28 protein-coding genes and 1 riboswitch are annotated in these 20,859 nt (G+C 35.0%); of the genes, 25 read left to right on the top strand and 3 right to left on the bottom strand.

Annotated features, from left to right (window positions below; translation table 11 throughout):
- Nucleotides 1–5 precede the first annotated feature (5 nt).
- The 18 genes from IEV35_RS11350 to IEV35_RS11265 all read left to right on the top strand — a co-directional run bounded on the left by IEV35_RS11350 (nt 6) and on the right by IEV35_RS11265 (nt 11,336).
- Nucleotides 6–326, top strand: coding sequence for an ArsR/SmtB family transcription factor (locus IEV35_RS11350; protein WP_188384774.1), 321 nt, complete (start codon nt 6–8; stop codon nt 324–326).
- Nucleotides 327–328: 2 nt separating this feature from the next.
- Nucleotides 329–709 (top strand): SRPBCC family protein, encoded by a 381-nt coding sequence (locus IEV35_RS11345; RefSeq protein WP_188384773.1) that lies wholly within the window; start codon nt 329–331, stop codon nt 707–709.
- A gap of 87 nt (nt 710–796) precedes the next feature.
- Nucleotides 797–1,486, top strand: a complete 690-nt coding sequence (locus tag IEV35_RS11340; RefSeq protein WP_188384772.1) for an FAD-dependent oxidoreductase — start codon at nt 797–799, stop codon at nt 1,484–1,486.
- 464 nt (nt 1,487–1,950) lie between these two features.
- A complete protein-coding gene (locus IEV35_RS11335) occupies nt 1,951–2,523 on the top strand; it encodes a hypothetical protein (RefSeq protein ID WP_188384771.1) in 573 nt (190 codons plus the stop codon).
- 43 nt (nt 2,524–2,566) lie between these two features.
- The gene (locus IEV35_RS11330) at nt 2,567–3,259 is read left to right on the top strand and encodes a response regulator transcription factor (RefSeq protein WP_188384770.1); all 693 of its coding nucleotides are present in this window, start codon (nt 2,567–2,569) and stop codon (nt 3,257–3,259) included.
- Between the two features lie 81 nt (nt 3,260–3,340).
- On the top strand, nt 3,341–4,264 hold the full coding sequence (locus IEV35_RS11325; protein WP_188384769.1) for an ATP-binding cassette domain-containing protein: 924 nt from the start codon (nt 3,341–3,343) through the stop codon (nt 4,262–4,264).
- The gene (locus IEV35_RS11320) at nt 4,257–5,024 is read left to right on the top strand and encodes a DUF2705 family protein (RefSeq protein WP_188384768.1); all 768 of its coding nucleotides are present in this window, start codon (nt 4,257–4,259) and stop codon (nt 5,022–5,024) included. Before IEV35_RS11325 ends, IEV35_RS11320 begins: the two co-directional genes overlap by 8 nt.
- Before the next feature lie 13 nt (nt 5,025–5,037).
- Nucleotides 5,038–5,943 carry a sensor histidine kinase gene (locus tag IEV35_RS11315; protein ID WP_373284740.1) on the top strand — a complete coding sequence of 302 codons (906 nt, stop codon included), beginning with the start codon at nt 5,038–5,040 and terminating at the stop codon, nt 5,941–5,943.
- A 98-nt stretch (nt 5,944–6,041) separates the two neighbouring features.
- A riboswitch (guanidine-I (ykkC/yxkD leader) is annotated at nt 6,042–6,139 on the top strand.
- 61 nt (nt 6,140–6,200) lie between these two features.
- Nucleotides 6,201–6,542 (top strand): DMT family transporter, encoded by a 342-nt coding sequence (locus IEV35_RS11310; protein WP_188384766.1) that lies wholly within the window; start codon nt 6,201–6,203, stop codon nt 6,540–6,542.
- A complete protein-coding gene (locus IEV35_RS11305) occupies nt 6,542–6,856 on the top strand; it encodes a DMT family transporter (protein ID WP_188384765.1) in 315 nt (104 codons plus the stop codon). Before IEV35_RS11310 ends, IEV35_RS11305 begins: the two co-directional genes overlap by 1 nt.
- Before the next feature lie 156 nt (nt 6,857–7,012).
- Nucleotides 7,013–7,501, top strand: a complete 489-nt coding sequence (locus IEV35_RS11300) for an NUDIX hydrolase (RefSeq protein WP_188384764.1) — start codon at nt 7,013–7,015, stop codon at nt 7,499–7,501.
- Nucleotides 7,498–7,938, top strand: coding sequence for an NUDIX hydrolase (locus IEV35_RS11295; RefSeq protein ID WP_188384763.1), 441 nt, complete (start codon nt 7,498–7,500; stop codon nt 7,936–7,938). The genes IEV35_RS11300 and IEV35_RS11295 overlap by 4 nt, the downstream gene beginning before the upstream one ends.
- 15 nt (nt 7,939–7,953) lie before the next feature.
- Nucleotides 7,954–8,436 carry an HIT family protein gene (locus IEV35_RS11290; protein WP_188384762.1) on the top strand — a complete coding sequence of 161 codons (483 nt, stop codon included), beginning with the start codon at nt 7,954–7,956 and terminating at the stop codon, nt 8,434–8,436.
- Between the two features lie 18 nt (nt 8,437–8,454).
- Nucleotides 8,455–9,123, top strand: a complete 669-nt coding sequence (locus IEV35_RS11285; RefSeq protein ID WP_188384761.1) for an HAD family hydrolase — start codon at nt 8,455–8,457, stop codon at nt 9,121–9,123.
- 36 nt (nt 9,124–9,159) lie between these two features.
- Nucleotides 9,160–9,777: an FMN-binding negative transcriptional regulator gene (locus IEV35_RS11280; protein WP_188384760.1), complete on the top strand. Its 618-nt coding sequence runs from the start codon at nt 9,160–9,162 to the stop codon at nt 9,775–9,777.
- A 23-nt stretch (nt 9,778–9,800) separates the two neighbouring features.
- Nucleotides 9,801–10,391: a hypothetical protein gene (locus IEV35_RS11275; protein ID WP_188384759.1), complete on the top strand. Its 591-nt coding sequence runs from the start codon at nt 9,801–9,803 to the stop codon at nt 10,389–10,391.
- A 39-nt stretch (nt 10,392–10,430) separates the two neighbouring features.
- Nucleotides 10,431–10,877, top strand: a complete 447-nt coding sequence (locus tag IEV35_RS11270; protein ID WP_188384758.1) for a hypothetical protein — start codon at nt 10,431–10,433, stop codon at nt 10,875–10,877.
- A 27-nt stretch (nt 10,878–10,904) separates the two neighbouring features.
- The gene (locus IEV35_RS11265; protein WP_188384757.1) at nt 10,905–11,336 is read left to right on the top strand and encodes a DUF7878 domain-containing protein; all 432 of its coding nucleotides are present in this window, start codon (nt 10,905–10,907) and stop codon (nt 11,334–11,336) included.
- 76 nt (nt 11,337–11,412) lie between these two features.
- On the opposite strand, the gene IEV35_RS11260 is transcribed toward IEV35_RS11265, so the two are convergent.
- On the bottom strand, nt 11,413–13,473 hold the full coding sequence (locus tag IEV35_RS11260) for a catalase (RefSeq protein WP_188384756.1): 2,061 nt from the start codon (nt 13,471–13,473) through the stop codon (nt 11,413–11,415).
- 234 nt (nt 13,474–13,707) lie between these two features.
- Here IEV35_RS11260 and IEV35_RS11255 point away from each other — a divergent pair, with 234 nt between their 5' ends.
- Nucleotides 13,708–14,247, top strand: a complete 540-nt coding sequence (locus tag IEV35_RS11255; protein ID WP_188384755.1) for a cupin domain-containing protein — start codon at nt 13,708–13,710, stop codon at nt 14,245–14,247.
- Between the two features lie 135 nt (nt 14,248–14,382).
- Nucleotides 14,383–15,318, top strand: a complete 936-nt coding sequence (locus IEV35_RS11250; protein WP_188384754.1) for a nucleoside hydrolase — start codon at nt 14,383–14,385, stop codon at nt 15,316–15,318.
- Nucleotides 15,319–15,339: 21 nt separating this feature from the next.
- Here IEV35_RS11250 and IEV35_RS11245 read toward each other — a convergent pair whose 3' ends face one another.
- On the bottom strand, nt 15,340–15,552 hold the full coding sequence (locus IEV35_RS11245) for a hypothetical protein (protein ID WP_188384753.1): 213 nt from the start codon (nt 15,550–15,552) through the stop codon (nt 15,340–15,342).
- A gap of 49 nt (nt 15,553–15,601) precedes the next feature.
- Between IEV35_RS11245 and IEV35_RS11240 the strand changes: the two genes are divergently transcribed.
- Both IEV35_RS11240 and IEV35_RS11235 read left to right on the top strand, forming a co-directional pair.
- Nucleotides 15,602–15,808 (top strand): hypothetical protein, encoded by a 207-nt coding sequence (locus tag IEV35_RS11240; RefSeq protein ID WP_188384752.1) that lies wholly within the window; start codon nt 15,602–15,604, stop codon nt 15,806–15,808.
- Between the two features lie 251 nt (nt 15,809–16,059).
- Entirely contained in the window at nt 16,060–17,130 is a 1,071-nt protein-coding gene (locus IEV35_RS11235) for a C45 family autoproteolytic acyltransferase/hydrolase (protein ID WP_188384751.1), read from the top strand.
- Nucleotides 17,131–17,169: 39 nt separating this feature from the next.
- Here IEV35_RS11235 and IEV35_RS11230 read toward each other — a convergent pair whose 3' ends face one another.
- Nucleotides 17,170–17,604 (bottom strand): YugN family protein, encoded by a 435-nt coding sequence (locus IEV35_RS11230; RefSeq protein ID WP_188384750.1) that lies wholly within the window; start codon nt 17,602–17,604, stop codon nt 17,170–17,172.
- Nucleotides 17,605–17,860: 256 nt separating this feature from the next.
- On the opposite strand from IEV35_RS11230, the gene IEV35_RS11225 reads away from it, so the two are divergent.
- The 3 genes from IEV35_RS11225 to copZ all read left to right on the top strand — a co-directional run bounded on the left by IEV35_RS11225 (nt 17,861) and on the right by copZ (nt 20,846).
- Nucleotides 17,861–18,163, top strand: coding sequence for a metal-sensing transcriptional repressor (locus IEV35_RS11225; protein WP_188384803.1), 303 nt, complete (start codon nt 17,861–17,863; stop codon nt 18,161–18,163).
- A 21-nt stretch (nt 18,164–18,184) separates the two neighbouring features.
- Nucleotides 18,185–20,569: a heavy metal translocating P-type ATPase gene (locus IEV35_RS11220; RefSeq protein ID WP_188384749.1), complete on the top strand. Its 2,385-nt coding sequence runs from the start codon at nt 18,185–18,187 to the stop codon at nt 20,567–20,569.
- Between the two features lie 70 nt (nt 20,570–20,639).
- A complete protein-coding gene (gene copZ / locus IEV35_RS11215; protein ID WP_188384748.1) occupies nt 20,640–20,846 on the top strand; it encodes a copper chaperone CopZ in 207 nt (68 codons plus the stop codon).
- Nucleotides 20,847–20,859 lie beyond the last annotated feature (13 nt).

The raw sequence follows: 20,859 nt of genomic DNA, 5'->3' as shown, positions 1-20,859 counted from the left end.
AGGCTTTGAACCAAACAGAACATAAACGTGATGTTTTTGTAGCTATTGCAGATCCAACTAGACGTAAATTAATACGCATATTGGCAGATGGAGATGAGTTACCTCTACATGAATTAACTGCACAATTTAAAATGGGACGTACTGCTGTATCGAAACATCTGACTATCCTAAAGGAGGCAGATTTAGTGACGAACCGAAAAGCAGGTCGAGAAACAAGGTATAAACTAAATCCAGCTCCCTTGCAGGAAGTAAAAGATTGGTTATCCTTTTATGAGAAGTTTTGGAATGAAAGAGCATTACTACTTAAAAATATATTGGAGGAATAAAAATGGCAGATATATCATTAGATTTTCAATTTAAAAGCCCTATTCATAAAGTTTGGGACGCTTTAACACAATCAGACACACTTGCAAAATGGGTGATGGAGAATAATTTTCAACCTATTGTAGGATCTAAGTGTCAGTTTTGGAATAAAGAAATTGATTTAGTTGTAGATAGTGAAGTCTTAGTTGTTGATGAGCCTAACAAACTATCGTATACATGGGTCGGTGGGCCGATTGATACAGTAGTGACATGGACATTAAAACAAGAAGGCGAAACAACTCATGTACATCTTGAACACACTGGATTCGCACAAGAAGATTATGCATTCCATGGTGCAAAAAGTGGTTGGGCATATAAAGTGGAAGAACTTAAAAAGATACTTTAATTACGTGGGTTAATATCCCTTATTGGGGAGTATAAGGGAAGTCGAAGTCCGTCAAAAAGGAGTTAATGATATGGGTTTTTTCAAGATATGATTGCAGTTTTTAAGAAGAAAGAATTAGAGTTTCTAGGGAGTAAAAAAGAATCGGATAATGTGTACAGTTTTCAATTTAAAAAAGGACAAGATTTAACCTGGGAAGCAGGTCAACACGGTTTATTTACGATTACACATAAGAAAATAAAAAGTGGTACGAAACCATTCAGTGTGGCATCTGCTCCTAAGGAAGATACAATTCGTATTACAACAAAAATTAATGACACCCCAAGTGAGTATAAAAAAGCTCTGTTGGAATTAAAACCTGGAATGACAATTACTATGTCGGGACCAGTAGGGGCATTTCACTTAAAAGCTGATAGTCCTACCATCTTAATTGCTGGAGGAATCGGGATTACACCATTCAGGTCCATATTGAAACAACTTGACTTAGAGGGAAATTCTAATCAAAAACCAATCCATCTACTCTATATGGACAGCGATAAATCATATATTTTCAAAGATGAACTTAATGACATAGCTAATAGTACTTCTATCAGTGTTACTTATTTTGACTCAAGGGATCGTTTATATAATGAAATAGATAAGTATATGCAGCTATATAAGGATAATGAAAAATACTTTATTGCCGGACCGAAGTCTATGGTGGATTCTGTTTCAGCCTATTTACAAGAAAATAAAGTTTCTAAGCAAAAAATCAAAAAAGATGTTTTATACGGATATTAATTTGAAAATGAATAACATAAAAAAACGAGTGTAACTTTGCTATGATAATTACATCTAAAATGAAATGGAGGTTTTCTTTGTGACAGCATTAATCAGATTACGTTTAAACTGATAATTAAATACTCATAGGCTCAGCCTATGTTCAGATAAATGGAATTGATCTGTCTAATTTAAAAGAAAACCAATATAGTACGGTTAAATTAAAAGAGGGGGTATGTATTCCCTCTTTTTTGTTTTTTTACAAGAAATAGTAGAGGAAGTTTACTTAGGGAGAGTTTTTGAGTAATGGGGATGATCTCCACCTCCATGATCCCACTCGGAATGTTTACCTTTATTAGGAATAGTTTTGTCCTAGTCTGTTTCTCTTTCTAAAAACTTAAGGATTTCTTAAGAAAGTTTTTAAGTTTTTCTTACTAATTGATTTGTATAGTAGACTTATCAATTAAAGAAAAAGGAGAATGAATATGAAAGAAAGTAAGATATACATTCTTTTAACAGATACCGGGTCGTTCTTAACAAAGTTAATAAAACTATATACCAATAAACCATATAATCACGCTTCTATTGCCTTGGATTCAAATTTAGAAGAGGTTTATAGTTTTGGCAGAAAGAATATCCATAATCCATTAAACGGGGGATTTGTACAAGAAGATGTAAATTCCAAACTATTAAACCATGCAAGATGTGCAATCTATTCATTAACTGTCACGGATAACCAATTGCAAACTATCAAAAACTATATTGAGGAAATTAGTGCAGAAAAAGATGCGTATCACTATAATTTTTTAGGGTTATTTGGATTTGTTTTTAACAGGCCATTAACTAGAAAGAACTCTTATTTTTGTTCGGAATTTGTTGCATCAGTATTAGAGGGATCTAATGTTATTCAATTTGAAAATTCAGTATCGCTTGTAGCACCACATGATTTGCAGGAATTACCTGATCTTCGTTTGGAATATGAAGGTAGTGTAAATGATTATCTGATGAAGGGTGAGCCAGAGAATGTATCATTTTCTTATCCTTTTATCCCTGCATGATGTGGAAGGATAAAACAATAATAGTTTGGAAAGGATGATACATTTGGAACGAAAAATAAATATTCTAGTTGTTGAAGATGACAATGATATTAACCAATTATTATGTAGAATAATCCGAAAAAGTAACTACTTTGCTCAATCTGCTTATTCCGGAACAGAAGCGATGATTTATTTAGAACAACAAGAGTGGGATTTAGTGTTGCTTGATTTAATGCTTCCTGGTATGAGAGGCGAGGACATTCTTACGAAAATTAGGTCAAGTGGTACAGTTCCCGTTATTATTATTTCGGCAAAGAATGATCAGTATATAAAGATTGATAGTTTACGATCAGGAGCAGATGATTTTATTTCCAAACCTTTTGATGTAGAAGAAGTATCTGCACGTATTGACTCTGTATTAAGAAGGTACAAACAAAGTCAGATTCCCACAAAGCAACCTGCATTAACTCATAAAGATATCAGGTTAGATATTGATGCAAAAACAGTTTATATTAATAACACGAAACTTTCATTAACTAAACGAGAATATGCCATATTATACTTGCTTTTGTCATCTCCTCATAAAGTCTTCTCTAAGTCAAACCTCTTCGAAAGTGTATGGAACGAGCCATACCACGGGGATGATAATACAGTGAATGTTCATATGAGTAATCTAAGAAATAAACTAGCAACGGCCAACCCAAATGGTGAGTATATCGAAACAATCTGGGGAATGGGTTATCGATTAAAATCTTAAGGTTTTCTTAAGAATTATCTTAAGCCTTTCTTATAGTTTAGAACGGATAATAAAGACAGTACGAGAGGGAGGCTATCAATGATGAGTGAATATATATTGAAAACAAATAATCTTTCCAAACAATACAAACAGCATGTTGCTCTTAAGGATATAAATATTTCTATACAGAAGGGTGAAATTTACGGGTTTATCGGACAAAATGGAGTTGGCAAATCAACGATGTTGCGTTTAGTAACTGGACTGGCCTTCCCAACAAGTGGGTCAATAGAGTTATTTCATAATGCTGCCTCAAGTGAATTAACAGAGGCACAGAAACGCATAGCTGCCATTATTGAACAACCAGCACTATTCCAAAATATGACTGCCTATGAAAACTTAGAAGTTCATCGATTACAAAAAGGGATACCGGGTAGAGAGTGTATTGAGAAAACGTTAGATCTTGTAGGACTCGAGGGTACAGGAAAGAAAAAAGTGAGGAACTTCTCCCTAGGCATGAAACAAAGGCTAGGTCTTGCGGTTGCTCTATTAAGTGACCCTGAATTCTTAATACTTGATGAGCCGACAAATGGATTAGATCCAATGGGAATTGTTGAATTAAGGGAATTAATTAAGCGTTTGAATCGTGAAAAGGGGTTAACTGTATTGATATCGAGTCATATATTAAGTGAACTCCATCAGTTAGCTACTAAATTTGGTATTATTCATCAAGGGATTTTATTGGAAGAACTAACTGCAAAAGAATTAGATGAAAAATGCAAACAACATTTGCAAATTAAGGTTGATAACACAACAAGGGGCGCAACTATTTTGGAAGAAAAGTTAGCCACTACTAATTTTGAAGTAATGCCGGATGGTACGATTAGACTTTATAGTTACCTTGATGATGTACGTAATGTGTCAAAATCTCTCACCGATAATGGACTTATTATTGAACATCTCTCACAAAATGGAGACAGTCTGGAAAGCTACTTTTCAAGGATTGTAGGGGGCGCTGACAATGAATAATCTCATGAGGTCAGAAATCTTTAAGTTACAACGTAACAGGACATTTTGGGTAACCTTAGTGAGTGTAACGGGCTTAAGCGTATTGTTACATTACCTCATCCTTATTGATTGGTGGCAAATAACTGGAACCACTTACGACAGCGCTGGGATTGGTGAGTTAAATGCATTAACGATGTTTTCTGTTCCAATGTTTTTTAATCTTATCATTAGCCCTTTAGCAGCCTTCTTTATATCCATAGAGTTTTCACAAAGTGGTGTCATTAAAAATCAGTTAATTAGTGGCCATAAGAGATTCAAAATCTATTTAACAAAGTTTATTGTTCTTTCACTAGGTTCTATTGTTTTGGCAGTGCTTATTCCAGTGATGACTGGCTTAATATTAATCGTTCTTACTGGTAACGGAGATACTTTAAGTGATTCTAATTTGATATATTTAGGTAAATCATATGGATTATTTATATTACAATTATTAGGTTATATAGCCATTTTATTAGTACTAGCTATTATTACAGAGGACAGCGGGAAAACAATTATCTTTTCAATACTATTTACTATATTGATGTTTGCAATAGAAAAATTCCAGAGTTTACCTATAATAAATTTAATTTATGAGAATTCTATTTTTCGCCAATTTAATGAGGTATTTAACGCTAATATGACAAGCGTTGACATGATTAAGTCAATTATTATTGGGGCAGTAAGTTTAATTATTCTTGTTTTATGTGGAATTCTTGTTTTTAACAAAAAAGAAATTAAGTAAGAAGAAAAGGTGAGTGAATGTATTGGTTTATATAGTAATAACCATTTCTATTATAGCGGTCTTTTTATTCACTCGCCTTTTTTCTATTAAAAAAGAAGTACATAATATTTCTCAACAATTACAGAAATATACGAACCGAAAAACAAATAAAAAGATAGATATTGCTTTAATGGATAAAGATATCGAAAAGCTTGGCATACAAATCAATAAACTGATGGATATGTATGTTACCGAACATAGAGAGAAGATACGTTTTGAGATGGAACAGAAACAAGCTGTTGCAAATATATCCCATGACTTAAGGACTCCATTAACGTCTATTTTAGGGTATATACAAATGGCGGAAGCGGAGAATGTAGAGCTGGAAGAAAAAGAAGAATTTTTATCCATTGCTAAACAGCGAGCCAAGCGATTAGAGGCATTGTTGAATGATTTTTTCGAATTAAGTGTAATTGAATCCGCAGAACATAAACTTAAGTCCGAACGAATTAATATAAACAGGTTAGTCGTTGATACTATTATGAGTTTTTATGATCGTTTTAACGAGAAAAATCTGGAACCAATAATAAATATTCCTAAAGGTAATTTATTTATTATTGCGGATGAGTCAGCTGTATCAAGAGTAGTAGAAAACTTGATTTCTAATGCAATTAAACATTCAGATGGTAATATAATAATTAGTCTTGAAGAAAAAGAATCGACAATTATGTTGAGTATTAAAAATGATGCCTATACACTAACTAAACAAGATGTTGAACGAATATTCGATCGATTTTATATGGTAGATCAATCACGTTCAGACAATAGCACAGGATTAGGACTGTCGATTGTGAAAAGTTTTATGGATAAAATGAATGGAACGATTGCGAGTGAACTAGTAAATGGACAGCTTGCTATAAGATGTGAGTGGGAGAAGTGAGGTTGTTAAATTAATCTCAGTTCATTAAAGTGAATCTAACACAAGAAGTTGCTTGTGATTTAAATCATTACTGATATAATAATAAACAATTAGATTATTCATAAGTTTTCTAGGGTTCCGCAATAATTATTGGACTGGACCGAGAGAAAGCTCGCAGTGATTTACTGTGCCACGGAGGGATAAAAGCCCGGGAGAAACGTTATTCGTTTTCTCTCAGGGCTTTTTAGTTTTTTGTTATTAAAAGTGGAGGTGTTTTTATGAATCGATATTGGATTCAATTATTTATTGCAGCTGTACTAGAAGTGTTTTGGGTAATTGGTTTGGCTCATTCCTATAATGCTTGGACTTGGACTGCTACGGCGGTTTTAATAATTATAAGTAATTATTTAATGATTACAGCAGCACAAGTGCTACCAGCTGGAACAGCTTATGCTGTCTTTGTTGGGTTAGGTACTGCAGGAACAGTAATTTCTGAAATACTATTTTTTGATGAGCCATTTCGTTGGATTAAAATAATACTCATTTTTACGCTGTTAGTTGGGGTAATTGGTTTAAAGTTGGTGACAGATGAAGGTAATAAGAAAGGGGCTGAATCCTGATGGCTTGGGTTACGTTAATATTAGCAGGTTTATTAGAGACATTTGGAGTAGCCATGATTAATCAGTTGTCTGTTAAAAGAAACTGGCAAACGGTAGTTTATTTGATTCTAGGGTTTGGCTTAAGTCTTGCATTGTTGAGTTATTCTATGGAATTTATTCCAATGGGCACAGCTTATGCTATCTGGACTGGGATTGGTGTTGTTGGTGGTGCACTTGTCGGAATGATATTTTATGGGGAATCAAAAGATTGGAAGCGGATGGTTTTTATCGCAATTGTTTTATGTTCAGCTGTAGGCTTAAAACTTGTTTCCTAATTATCTTAAAACTTATAAAAAACACCTTGCTATAGTGTAAGGTGTTTTTTTGCATACGTTAATTCTCATTCTATATTTTTCGGAAATATAAGTCTACTTTTAAATTTTAAATAATTTATAATGGTAAATAACTAAATGGATGTAAAGGAGATAAGTATGCAAAAAACTAGGAAATATCACAGAGCCTTTGGCGTATATGGAATTTACATAGAAAATAATAAACTGCTCGTTATTAATAAAAATGGTGGTCCTTATAAGAAGCGTTATGACCTCCCTGGTGGAAGTCTAGAAGAGGGAGAGAGTTTGACTAAAGCTATGCAAAGGGAGTTTAAGGAAGAAACGGGGATTGATATTGAAATTGTAGAAAATATTGGTGTAATTGATTTTCAGCTACCTTGGGAGTGGAAGGAATTCACGGATGTTCACCATATTGCAGTCTATTATCTAGTGAATCGAATAGGTGGAAAGATAAGTGCTCCAGAACAGTTTGAAGGACAAGATTCCCTCGGGGCTGTTTGGGTGACTGAGCAAGATGTGTCATTAGATAATGCCTCGCCATTAGTGCTAAAGGCATTTGACTGGATGAAAAATAACGAACTAGGAATTGATATAATTTATTACAAAGACTGGAAAGTGAAAAAATGACTGCTGTTTTTGGAACGAAAGAGAAAAATGTTGATTACACGATGAGGAAAGGAATTTATGGAGTTACATTTAATAATGGGAAAGAAAAAGTATTAGCAGTACGTACCCCTAATGGTGGTTATTTTTTGCCAGGTGGTGGTGTGGAACATGATGAAAGTAATGAAATTTGTCTAAGAAGGGAGATGCTTGAAGAAACAGGATACTCAATTGATATAAAATCATTTATCGGAAATGCAAGTTGTTATTTTCTGTCTCTAAAAGGAGATCCCTTATTAAGTAATGGTTATTTCTATAGGGTTGAATTGTTGGAAAAAACACAGAATCCATTGGAAGAAGGCCAAATAAAAGAATGGGTAAGGATAGAAAAGGTAGAGGAGCTTTTCACTCATGAACATCATATTTGGGCAATAAAAGAAGGGATACATTCTGCACGGTAGAGGAGAGGAAATTTAATGAGGACAATAACACTTTCAAATGGAAGAACAGTAGAGATTGAGTGTTTAAGCTGTGCGTTAACAAGTGGTGTGATTGAGCCTGATGGTGGTGTGATAGTAGAAACAGAATACTTTCATGCTCACCAAGATGTTGCCTATCCAATAAAAGGACTTGTGATTCTAGCATCCAAGCGTCATATAACATGCTTTGATGAGTTAACCGAAGAAGAACAGTTGGATTACATCCGAATCTTGACCAAGATTAGAAAAGTGCAACGAAAAGTCTTAGGAATTGATTATGTCTATTATTTTTATAATGAGGATACTACCCATCATTTTCATACTTGGATGGTTCCAAGATATGAGTGGATGTACGAGTTTGGTAGGTCGGTAGAATCCGTTCGGCCTGTACTGCTCCATGCAAGGAATGAGATGAATTCCGAGGAGAATAGAAAAGAAGTAATGCAGGCGATTGAAGCATTAGTAGAAGAATTGAATTAAAGATGGATGTGTATAAAAATGATAAAAGCAGTTCTCTTCGATTTGGATGGTACGTTATTAAATAGAGATGCATCATTATTAAAATTTGTAGAAGGTCAATATGATCGGTTTTCTAATTGGTTAACGGAAATACCGAGGGAAAAATATATTGCCAGATTTATAGAATTAGATTGTCGTGGTTATGTGTGGAAGGATAAGGTGTATCAGCAATTATTGGAAGAATTTAATGTTACTGATTTATCTTGGGAAACTTTGTTACAAGATTACATTACCGAATTTCACCATAGCTGTATTCCGTTTTCTAATCTTAGAAGGACTTTGGAGTGTTTAAAAAATCATTCTATTCAATTAGGAATGATTACAAATGGTTTTGGGCAGTTTCAAATGGACAATATACGTGCATTAGGAATACAAGGATATTTTCATACGATTCTAATTTCAGAATGGGAAGGCATTAAGAAACCTAATCCTGATATCTTCCATAGAGCACTACTTCAATTACAAGTTTTACCTAATGAGGTTATGTTCGTAGGAGACCACCCTATCAATGATATGAAAGGTGCAAAGGATGCTGGAATGTGGACGATTTGGAGAAGAGATATTCAATGGAAAAAAGTTGATACAGATTATATAATTGAGGATTTAAATGAGATACCGTTAATTATTCAACAATTAAATAAATCCTAATATACTAATCTTTGTTTATTATAAAGGAGAGGTTTCATGTATATTCCGAAACACTTTAAAGTTACAGATGTTGATGAAGTAATAGAATTTATTGAAATGAATTCTTTTGGTACTATTGTTACAACTGAACAAGGGAAACCTATTGCTACTCATCTGCCTTTGGAGTTACATAAACAAGGAGATGACTATTATATAACAGGACATTTCGCTTATGCCAACCCACAATGGAAGACATTGAATGAAAATGTTCTTGTTATATACCAGGGACCACACGCTTATGTTTCATCGACCTGGTATAGCCATGAAAATGTACCAACTTGGAATTATCAATCTGTCCATATATATGGAAAAGCTAGCTTAATGAATGAACAAGAGCTAGAAGAAGATCTTAAACTTTTATTAAAAAAGTACGAAAACCATCGAGAAAATGCCGCATTATGGGAAAACCTATCTTCTCAATCGAAAAGGCAAATAAAAGGGATTGTTGGATTTAAGATTAAAGTAGAAGAAATACAGGCTGCATATAAGCTAAGTCAGAATCGGAATAAGACAGATTATAATAGTATTATTGAAAAACTAAAACAGGAACATAATCCGAGTTCTCAACAAGTAGCAGAACTAATGAAGAAGAGAAGAGTATTTGATAAAGGCTGAGTATTGTTAGTGAGGTGTCTATCATGTTTTCTAATGAACAACTGAAAGCAATGATCGAAGGAAAGGTAGTTGGAACAGAATTTCCTTATGATACAAATAATGACCAAGAAATAGAAGCTCATATAAGACGGTTATTTTATCGTATAAACAGAATACCTAATATTGTGTGTGAAGCGGAATGGAATCATTTTGGGAGTGGATATGCTTCATTTGTGGAATTCTTTTGTTACCAAAAAGAAGATGTCGAAGTTACAAAAGAGATAAAAGGTATTCAAGAGTTAGAAATAGAAGGAATAATTATTGATATTAGTCGTCTTGCTCCAGTCGCAATAATGGGAGAGGATGATCGATATAAGACGATTCGAGTAGAAACAAAAGAAGAAATTGGTGGTGCATATGGTTCACTTCTTGGTGGTTATCGATTAGAGCATTTACCTGATAAATATAGAGAAATTGCTAGGAAGCTACGACAAGCATTAGAAGAGTATAATTATGAATTGCTTAAACCAGAAGTGTTGAATGAACGTTTACCTTTTCCGGCTCAGATACCAACAATTTATCGTGAACCTAGACAGTATTTAATTTTGGATGCAATTTTTTATTGGATAGATTAGTTCTTTTATGTTGAATCATTATCAGCAAGGGTGAGCAATTTGCAGCAAATTGAATTTATGAAATGGCGTTTAGAGATTGATTTACATAAAACAAAAGAATTTTATCATTATTATAATGACTACTGTAACTGTATATATTGCCTTAATTATATGGAAGCAGTAAAATTACTCAATCCAAACATTATAGAGAAATTGACTAGATTAGGGATTAACTTACATAAACCAATCCATCTTTCTGAGTTTGGCGAAAGTGAAGAGGGTGCTCGTCTTTATATCGGACATTACCATCTAGTCGGTAAGCTAGTGAGCGGAGAGTATTGCACAGATTCGGAATGGAATGACTCTAATTCAATTAAAGTTGGAAATTTTACATTAGGTTTTGAAAAGGATATCACTCTTGTACAACAAAATTTTCCAAAACCTGTATTACAATTGGCTTTTGAGACGACTGTTCCATGGGTTTTAAATGAAAAACCAGAAAATTAATGGATGTCTATATGGAGAGGAATAACTTTGTTAAATTTTCAATTTGCTTTTGATCATCATAATAAGATTGAGCAAAAACTAATAAAACAGCGAAATGGTAAACTTTTAATTGATATACAAGGTAGATTAGAAGTTATAATAAATAATAGAATTTATTTCTTAGAGCCATCACTGGCTTTACTGGAATTTGCAATCTCCTTACATAAATGGAACCGTGGAGAGAATTATTATTACTACACCATGGAGCATGATGAAAGAGAAGGTCCTTTATTAGCTTTCATGAAGAACACGAAAAACCAATGGTCTTTATTTTCTATTTGGCAATTGTATAAGTCAGATGAGTTACTAACATTAGAGATGATTGAAGATGCTGTAGATGATTTCTTACATCAATTTGATGCTGAATTACTAAGATATTATGGTTTTCGAATAAATGATTTCATAAGAAACAAAAGATGAAATACCAACAAAAAGTCCTTTAACGGTATCGTAAAGGACTCTTTGTTATTTTACCCACAATACAATTCTTCTATCTTTATCTTCTATCCCAAAAACGTTGCTTACAGATAGCTGAAACAAAGTCTTCTCCAAAGTTCGGATTATTAGCTGCAAATATAACCCCAGCTAAATTATTCTGTTCTGCCGGTTGTAAATAAGACTGTCCAGTTGAAGCAATACCAATAGGTTTATATTGCTCATATGCTTTATGAAGGAAACGAGTAACATCTTTATTAAACATCGCTTGATTTCTCGCAGTTCCTCCAACAACGTAAATAGCATCCACAAGATATGGACTTGAAGTAATAAAGGTTTGGTCTACTTTAAGTTGTGAACCGTCTGATCCTGTTACCATACCTAGTTTATTACTAATAATTCTTATAAATACCCCATTTTGTTTTAGTTGATTTAGAACCCCACTAACCTCTTGGGAGTTAAAACCATCTCCAATTAGTACGCCTACTCTCTGTGTTGCTGCATATTTAGGTGTATTAGCTTGGCTGAGAGATGGATATCTCGTTTCAACTGGTACATTTGTACCGCTTGGAGGGTTAACGCCAATATTTTCGGCAACGATTGTTGCTAATTCCTTATCTACATTTACTAATAGATCAACATTTTGCTGGCGAACAGATTCGCTTTTAACTTTACCTAGTTGGTAGCTAAATCCTTCGATAGTATGCTGTTTCTCAACTGGTGTTAAACTATTCCAAAATATTCTAACTTGAGAGAAGAAATCATTGAAGGATTCACTTCGCCCTCGTACTACGTGTCCTTCTACTTTTTTCGGATAATGCTCATATCCACCTTCCTCAGGTGGTGTTGTGTGCGGTGTGTTATTTGCTAGAGAGTTCTTATGATAAGATACCTGGTCAACATCAATACGATATCTCATTGGCCCACGTCTTTGGTTGTTGTGGAATGGGCAGATTGGTTTATTGATTGGAAGTTCCTGGAAGTTTGGTCCAATCCGGTGTGTTTGGGCCATATGATATGCAATTAGTCTACCTTGCAACACCGGGTCATTAGAAAAATCAATACCTGGCACGACATTGGCTGGGTTAAATGCTACTTGTTCGGATTCAGTATGATAATTATCGATATTTCTATTTAACGTTAACTTCCCAATGATTTGAACGGGGACAAGCTCTTCTGGCCAAAACTTCGCAGGATCAAGAATATCGAAATCAAATTTAAATTCATCCTCAAGTGGAATTAATTGAACACCTAATTCATATTCAGGATAAAATCCTTTGTCGATTGCTTCTCGTAAATCCTTTCTATGGAAATCAGGGTCAATTCCTCCTAGTTTAATAGCTTCATCTTGCAGGAGGGAATGAACGCCAAGAACTGGTTTCCAAACAAATCGAACAAAGGTAGCTACTCCTTCTTCGTTGACAAATAAATACGTGTTAATGGACCATGATTCCATCATGCGATAACTTCTTAGAATACCCCGGTCAGACATAATCCAAGTTACCATATGAAGTGACTCTGGATTATTAGCTACATAATCCCAAAAGTAGTCATGAGCCCCTGTTGCAGTCGGGATATCATCATCATCTTTTGCTTGGTAAGCATGAATAACATCAGGGAACTTCATCGGATCTTGGTTAATGAGTACCGGCATAGCGATGGTTGTTAGGTCGTAATTTCCTTCCTCTGTATAAAATTTAACCCCTTTACAACGTAAATCTCTAGCAGTATCATATGATCCTCTTGGTCCTTGAACAGTAGAAAAACGACAAGTTATAGGAGTCTTTATACCTGGTTCTTGTAAAAAGCCTGCTTTCGTTACATGTCTCATAGATTGATAACATTCAAACTCACCGTGAGCACTATAACCCCTTGCATGTACGACTCTTTCTGGTTCCTCTTCCTGTACGAAGTGTGACATTTTCTCAAAATAATGCCAGTCCTCGTGTAGGGAAGGACCACGTTCTCCTGCTTTTAATGTTTCTGAATCATTAGCTATTTTCCGCTTTTGATTAGTTGTCATTGGGTTACCAGTATTTTGAATTCGATACTGATCGAGTTGTTCCTGTTTTGCATCCTGGTTAACAGGCAGTTGTTGATTTCTTTCTGATTTTTTATCCATGTAATCACCCATCCTAATATATAAAGATTTGTAATCTTTTATATTCCTATGTAGTATTTTTAAACTTATGCCTAGTGTGAATGATTTTCTCGTCGTTATTTTACCTTTTCTTCTAATTATTGCTTATAGGTACTGACTCAACTATGAATTGATGCCGTTAAATCCATTCATAAGTACACTTACCCATTCATTTGCATAGAATAATTTAGAAATTCTATGAAAGGATGTAAAATTATGTATTATATTCCATATGTCTATCCGCATCCAGTTCCATATTATGTTCCACAATACCCAAATCCTGGTTATATGAATCCATCAGATGAAAGATGGGGGATTCAACAAATTGAAAAGATGAAGGCAAGAGTTCCATTAAGAGATTATGGTCCAAATCCGTTTGTTGTAGATATTGAAGCAGCAAGTGAGCAAAATAATAATTATCGTACAGCTTTATGGACTGGAGAACATCTTCAAGTGACTGTGATGAGTATTCCAGTAGGTGGAGATATTGGTCTTGAAGTTCATCCTGATACAGATCAATTTTTACGTATTGAAGAAGGAAAAGGAATTGTTCGAATGGGCCGAAACCAAAATAATTTAAGTATCGAAAGAAAAGTAAAAGAAGATTCCGCTATTATGGTTCCAGCTGGTACATGGCATAACTTAATTAATACTGGTAATGAACCAATAAAGCTCTATTCAATCTATGCACCACCACACCATCCACGAGGAACTGTTCACCGTACAAAAGAAGAGGCTATGTCTGAAGAGTATTAAGGTGTAAAAGCACATTTCTTAGGAATTGTGCTTTTTATAATGATTGTAATTTCTGCTCATGTCCGATAAAAATGTGGTATGATGCAAGTAAATTAATTTACGAATCTAGAAAAATAGACATAGGGGGAAGGCAGAATGAGAAGAGTTATTATTGATACAGACACAGCTGGTGATGATACGATTGCAATATTAACTGCACTACACCATTTTAAAGTGGAAGGTGTCACAATTACTGGAGGGAACGTGGATTTTGACCAAGAGGTTGAAAATGCACTATATACGATTCAAGTATTTAATCCAGATTATTATGTGCCGGTATATAAAGGGTATGAAGGGCCAATTCTAGGTAACGAAAAAGGGCATGTAACAGTGGAAGATGTTCATGGAAGCGATGGTATGGGGGACTCATTCTTTGATAAAGCCGTACAACGTCCAGAAGAAAATCATGCTGTTGATTTTATAATTGAAACTGTAAAAGCAAATCCTGGTGAAATAGAATTATTAGCTATTGCTCCACTGACTAACATAGCAATGGCCATCAAAAAAGACCCTACAATTGTAGAAGCAATCCCACATGTTTATATTATGGGTGGAACGAATAACTCATTAGGAAATATTACTGCATCTGCTGAATACAATTTCTATGTTGACCCAGAGGCTGCAAAGATTGTCCTTCATTCCGGAATCCCAATTACGATGGTTGGATGGGATATGTGTACAGAGTACTCCGTTATGGCGGATATAGATCATTTAGACATTGAAAGTTTAGAAACTGACCGCTCAAAGTTTTTCATGGATATTAACAGGGTTGTACTAAAATTCAACCGAGAAGTACATAAAATTAATGGGACAACTCATCCAGACACATTATTAGTTTCTATTGCTGCCAATGAGGAGATAATGACCAAATCGAATATGTATTACGTTGATGTGGAAACAAAGGGAGAAATTACCCGAGGGTATAGTATGGTTGATATTAATAATCGTAGTGGAAAAGATCCTAATGTGAAAGTTTGTGAGATGGTAGATAGAGAGGCGTTTAAAAGGGATTTGCTAGAAGTCCTTAGTTGATATAATGAATGAAAGATGGTGCTAAGAACGATTAGCTCCATCTTTTTCTTTTCTTACATTTGGTTTAATTGTTAACAATAAAATTGATCCAATTAATAAAGCCGCCCCAAGGGTATTTTGCCAAGTAATTTCAATTGGAAAGAATGGAAAGGAAATATGACTTGGTAAGATATAATTGTAAATAGTAGCATGATACATTAATGACGTAAAGAAGTATTTATTATTATTTTTCAAACTAAAATGCTCCTTGTATCGTCATATAGATAGAGGGGGAAATCTGATTATGGTAGGAAATGAGATGAAGAAGGTTTATAAATCAACTTTAAAGCAATCCTGTAAACCTATATTAATTCATGTTATGATTTGTTTTGTTTCCATGATACTTAGTACCTTTAATAGAACAACTGGTGACGTAATGATGGCTAGCCCGATTACATCAATAATTTATGTGTTGGAAACGATGTTTTTAATTGTATTTTTATTAACTTAGTTATACCTACCCCAGCAATGATAAGTTATATAATAATTAGTATAGGATCGCCGTTACTATTATATATAAGTGGTATTTATGCTATCCGTTACAAAAATAACAAGGCACATCTCCAATGATATGCCTTGTTATTTTTGGACGTATTTAAGATATAGGCTGGCTATGGATAATACTTTTATACAATCAAGCATAATTTTTCATATTCTAATGAAAATAAACTAGACTAGTGATAAACAGGAGGGGGAGAATTGATGAGACAAGTATTTAGCGAAATCATTCAATTTCGTGGAAGTCATTATGATTTTGGTTATATGCAAGGTGAACAATTAAAAGAGTCTCCAATTCTCCCTAATCGTGAACTGCAGTGGGGATCAAAGCGAAAATACCATTTTATTATAGATGAACAAGAGATAAAGCGGATGTTCATGACATTCTCTCCAGGGATGTGGGAGGAAATCGAAGGGCTTGCAGATGCACTTCAGATGAGTATACATGATGCAATTGTTGAGTTCGGTGGTTATTATTTGGAGTACGGTAAAAGTGGTTGCTCGATATTTACTGGGAAAGATTATATGATACGTAATTATGATAACCACCCTGCATCATATGAAGGTAGGTACATATTCTTTCAGCCTACCAGTGGGGGGTATGCTACAGTAGGACCTTCCATGCAAATTACAGGACGGATTGATGGAATAAATGAAAAAGGTTTAGCAATGGGATATAACTTTGTAAATCGGAAAAAGTCTGGAAATGGATTTGTTTGCAATATGGTTGGTCGCTTGATATTGGAGATTTGTGCAACTGTTTCTGAAGCGGTAGATCTCTTAAGAGAAATTCCGCATAGACATTCATTTAATTATGTATTACTTGATAAAGAAGGACAAACATTCGTAGTTGAGGCTTCACCAAGGCGTATTGACGTACATAATGGTAACGCTTGTACAAATCACTTTGAGAAACTTACTGAAGAGAATCGTTATCGAATGGACGAGTCGATGAAGAGACAGGAGACTATTAGTAACAGTAGTCAAGATTTGTTGGATGCTTACCAAGCATTTCAAATGATGAATAATACCGATGAAGGGGTATTTTCTAAGAAGTACGGAGCTTGGGCTGGAACGATACATACAGCCGGGTATTTTCCGAAAGAATTAAAAGCTTGGTTTTCAATAGGAGGAGACCAAAGACCAGTTATACTAGACTTTGGTAAATGGCTAAAAGGAGAGCCGATACGAATAAAGAAAATAAAAGGGAAACTAGACTCAACTTCTCCGTTTGTAAATATGGAAATCCTTAATGAACCGGGAATAATGTTATAAATAAAACAACCAATCTAATGGCAGATTGGTTGTTTTATGTTAGGAGATGGATCTGTCCCGAATTGCTGCAATCTCTCTTGCAAATTCATTGGATACATCTTCACCAATTTCTTCCCACTTTGACTTTTCCCTAATATATCCATCCTTATCAAGTGGCTCCTGAAATTGATTAATGCCTGTTGCTGCAAGGAGTGAGTTTTCATCTTTGTCTAAACCGAGATGGACAACATGTTTAATTACAAATGGTTTCCCAAATTCAATAAACGCATCATTGCGATCTAACATACCCTCCAACACATGAAAAGGGATACGTAGATATATCGTTTCCCCACCTTCACGATGCATCGTTGCATCAAAAAATGCTCCATCATATTCCCAACTAGCACATTTGCTTAGTCCAAACTTCTTAGCTAATTTACGCGCCTCACCGAAGAAAGCTCTTTTTCCTTGTAACTCTGTTTCTAATTCTATCATGTAATAACTCCTTTCTAGCGATATTATTTAATAGCATTAACTAATTTTGGGAGAAAATACCTTTTATGTATGAAAGAATAAAGATTAGTTTTGATGAACATATTGCATAGTAAGAATAAAAATAATAGGTTGGTGTGACATTTTTCACAGACATCGGACAGATTTTCATAGACAATATACACAGTAGGTTTTTTTATTGACATAAATACGATAGGGGGGTATAGTATAAATGAAGAGAGGGAAAGAAGGTGTTCACATGGATCATTTTTTACATGATCACCCAGTTACACCACGAACTGATGCAGAGAAACAAGCTGTAATTAATCGATTAAAGCGGATTGAAGGGCAAGTAAGAGGTATTCAGAAGATGGTTGAGGATGACCGTTATTGTGCAGATATACTTGTGCAAATTAGTGCGATTAATGCAGCTTTAAAGAAAGTTGGTTATCAAGTTACAGAAAGACATATGAAGCACTGTGTTACAGATGCTGTCCAGTCTGGGCAAGGTGAAGAGGCAATTGATGAGCTAATGGAAATTATGAAACACTTTTCTAAATAGATACAGTAGGGGGGTATTGCAATGAGTGAATCCCAACATATTACGGTTGGTGTTACAGGAATGACTTGTGCCGCATGTTCCAATCGTATTGAGAAAGTATTAAATAAAATCGAAGGGGTTGAAGCTCAAGTTAACTTAACAACAGAAAAGGCAACGGTCGATTTTGATCCGAAAACGGTAACTGTTGAGGATATTACGTCCAAGATAGAAAAGCTTGGCTATGGTGTGCAGACTGAAAAAATTGAGTTTGATGTATATGGAATGACTTGTGCTGCTTGCTCAACCCGTATTGAAAAGGTACTCAACAAACAAAATGGGGTTAAACAAGCAACGGTTAACTTGGCTACAGAAAGTGCTTCCATTGAATATAACCCTGGGCTTATTGAGGAGCCAGATTTAATAGGAAGAATTCAAAAACTTGGATATGATGCAAAGCGTAAAGCAGAAAAAGAAGACAAACAATCACAAAAGGAAAAACAACTTCAAAAGATGAAGACAAAACTAATTATTTCTGTATTCTTGTCTGCACCTTTATTAGTAACGATGCTTGTACATCTAGGTGGTATGAATATTCCGGACATATTCATGAATCCATGGTTCCAGTTTGCGCTTGCTACACCTGTACAATTTATTATTGGCTGGCAATTTTACGTCGGTGCTTATAAAAACCTACGTAATGGTGGAGCAAACATGGATGTACTTGTTGCTTTAGGTACTAGTGCCGCCTATTTTTACAGTTTATATGAGGCATTTAAAACGATTGGAAATCCAGCATACATGCCTCATTTATACTTTGAAACTAGTGCTGTTTTAATTACTTTAATTCTGTTTGGTAAATATCTAGAAACTAGTGCAAAAAGCCGAACAACTGTAGCTATATCAAAATTATTAAACCTACAAGCAAAACAAGCTAGAGTGATCCGTAACGGTGAAGAAACGATGGTGCCAATAGAAGATGTTGCAGTAAGTGACCGCCTTATTGTGAAGCCTGGTGAGAAAATACCGGTGGATGGTATCGTGATTAAGGGGAGAACTTCCATCGATGAATCAATGATTACTGGTGAATCTATACCTATTGAAAAAGACACTGGTGCAATGGTCATTGGTTCTACCATAAATAAAAATGGAACAATTGAAATGGAAGCAACAAAAGTTGGAAAAGATACTGCTCTTGCCTCGATTATCAAAGTCGTAGAGGATGCTCAAGGATCGAAAGCACCAATTCAACGATTAGCTGATGTTATTTCAGGATATTTTGTACCGATTGTTGTTGGTATCGCCTTTGTGACGTTCTTGATTTGGATTATTTTTGTAACACCAGGTGAATTTGAACCATCATTAGTAGCTTCGATAGCGGTACTCGTTATTGCCTGCCCTTGTGCGCTTGGGCTTGCAACACCAACTTCAATTATGGTAGGTTCAGGTCGGGCAGCAGAAAGCGGTATTCTATTCAAAGGTGGAGAACATCTAGAACGTACTCACCAATTAAATGCAATTGTACTTGATAAAACAGGTACAATTACAAAAGGTAAACCAGAAGTAACGCACTATACAGCCGATGATGAAACTTTATCATTGCTTGCAAGTGCAGAAAAAGGTTCAGAACATCCCTTAGCAGAAGCAATTGTTTCCTTTGCTACAGAAAAAAATGTTCCTTTCTTAGAAGCAACTAATTTCCGTGCGATACCTGGTCATGGTATTGAGGCGGTCATAGATGATAAAACTGTCTTAGTTGGGACAAGAAAATTAATGACGGAACACAATATTTCAGTGGCACATGTTGAACAGGAACTAGTTGAATACGAAGTAAATGGTAATACAGCTATGTTAATTGCGGTCGATGGTGAGTATAGGGGAATTGTTGCAGTGGCGGATACGGTAAAAGAGACTGCGAAACAAGCTATAAAAGAAATGAAAGAACTGGGACTCGAAGTGTTTATGCTGACCGGTGATAATGAACGTACTGCACAAGCTATTGCTAAGCAAGTAGGAATTGACCAAGTAATTGCGCAAGTTTTGCCAGAAGAAAAAGCAAATAAAGTAAAGGAAATCCAGTTACAAGGGAAGAAAGTTGCCATGGTAGGTGATGGAGTGAACGATGCACCTGCTTTAGCTGTAGCTGATATTGGAATTGCGATTGGAACTGGTACTGAAGTAGCGATAGAAGCGGCTGATGTTACCATTCTTGGAGGGGAACTATTATTAATTCCACAGGCAATTAAGATTAGTAAAGCTACTATTCGCAACATCCGTCAAAACTTATTCTGGGCTTTTGGTTATAACACGGCTGGTATTCCTATTGCTGCATTAGGACTTCTTGCACCTTGGATTGCTGGTGCAGCTATGGCATTTAGTTCTGTTAGCGTGGTAACTAACTCACTTCGACTAAAGCGAGTGAAAATATAAGAATTTTGGGGAAGGTAGATAGTCCTTTCCCCAATACTATACTTAAACTTTTGGAAAGGAGATATAAACAATGCAAACAACAACTTTAGATGTAAGAGGGATGACTTGTGGTCATTGCAAAATGTCAGTAGAAGGTGCACTAAATGAATTAGAAGGTGTAACTACTGTAGAAGTCGAATTAGCAACAGGAAAAGTAAATGTAACTTATGATGAAGCAAAAGTTACAGTAGCACAACTACAAGAAGCAGTTGAAGACCAAGGCTATGATGTAGCATAATAAAAAATACCGT

Source organism: Ornithinibacillus halotolerans (genome assembly GCF_014637405.1).
GTDB lineage: Bacteria > Bacillota > Bacilli > Bacillales > Amphibacillaceae > Ornithinibacillus > Ornithinibacillus halotolerans.
Note: the sequence above shows the minus strand (reverse complement) of the source record. Positions and strands in the feature narration are given on the sequence as shown.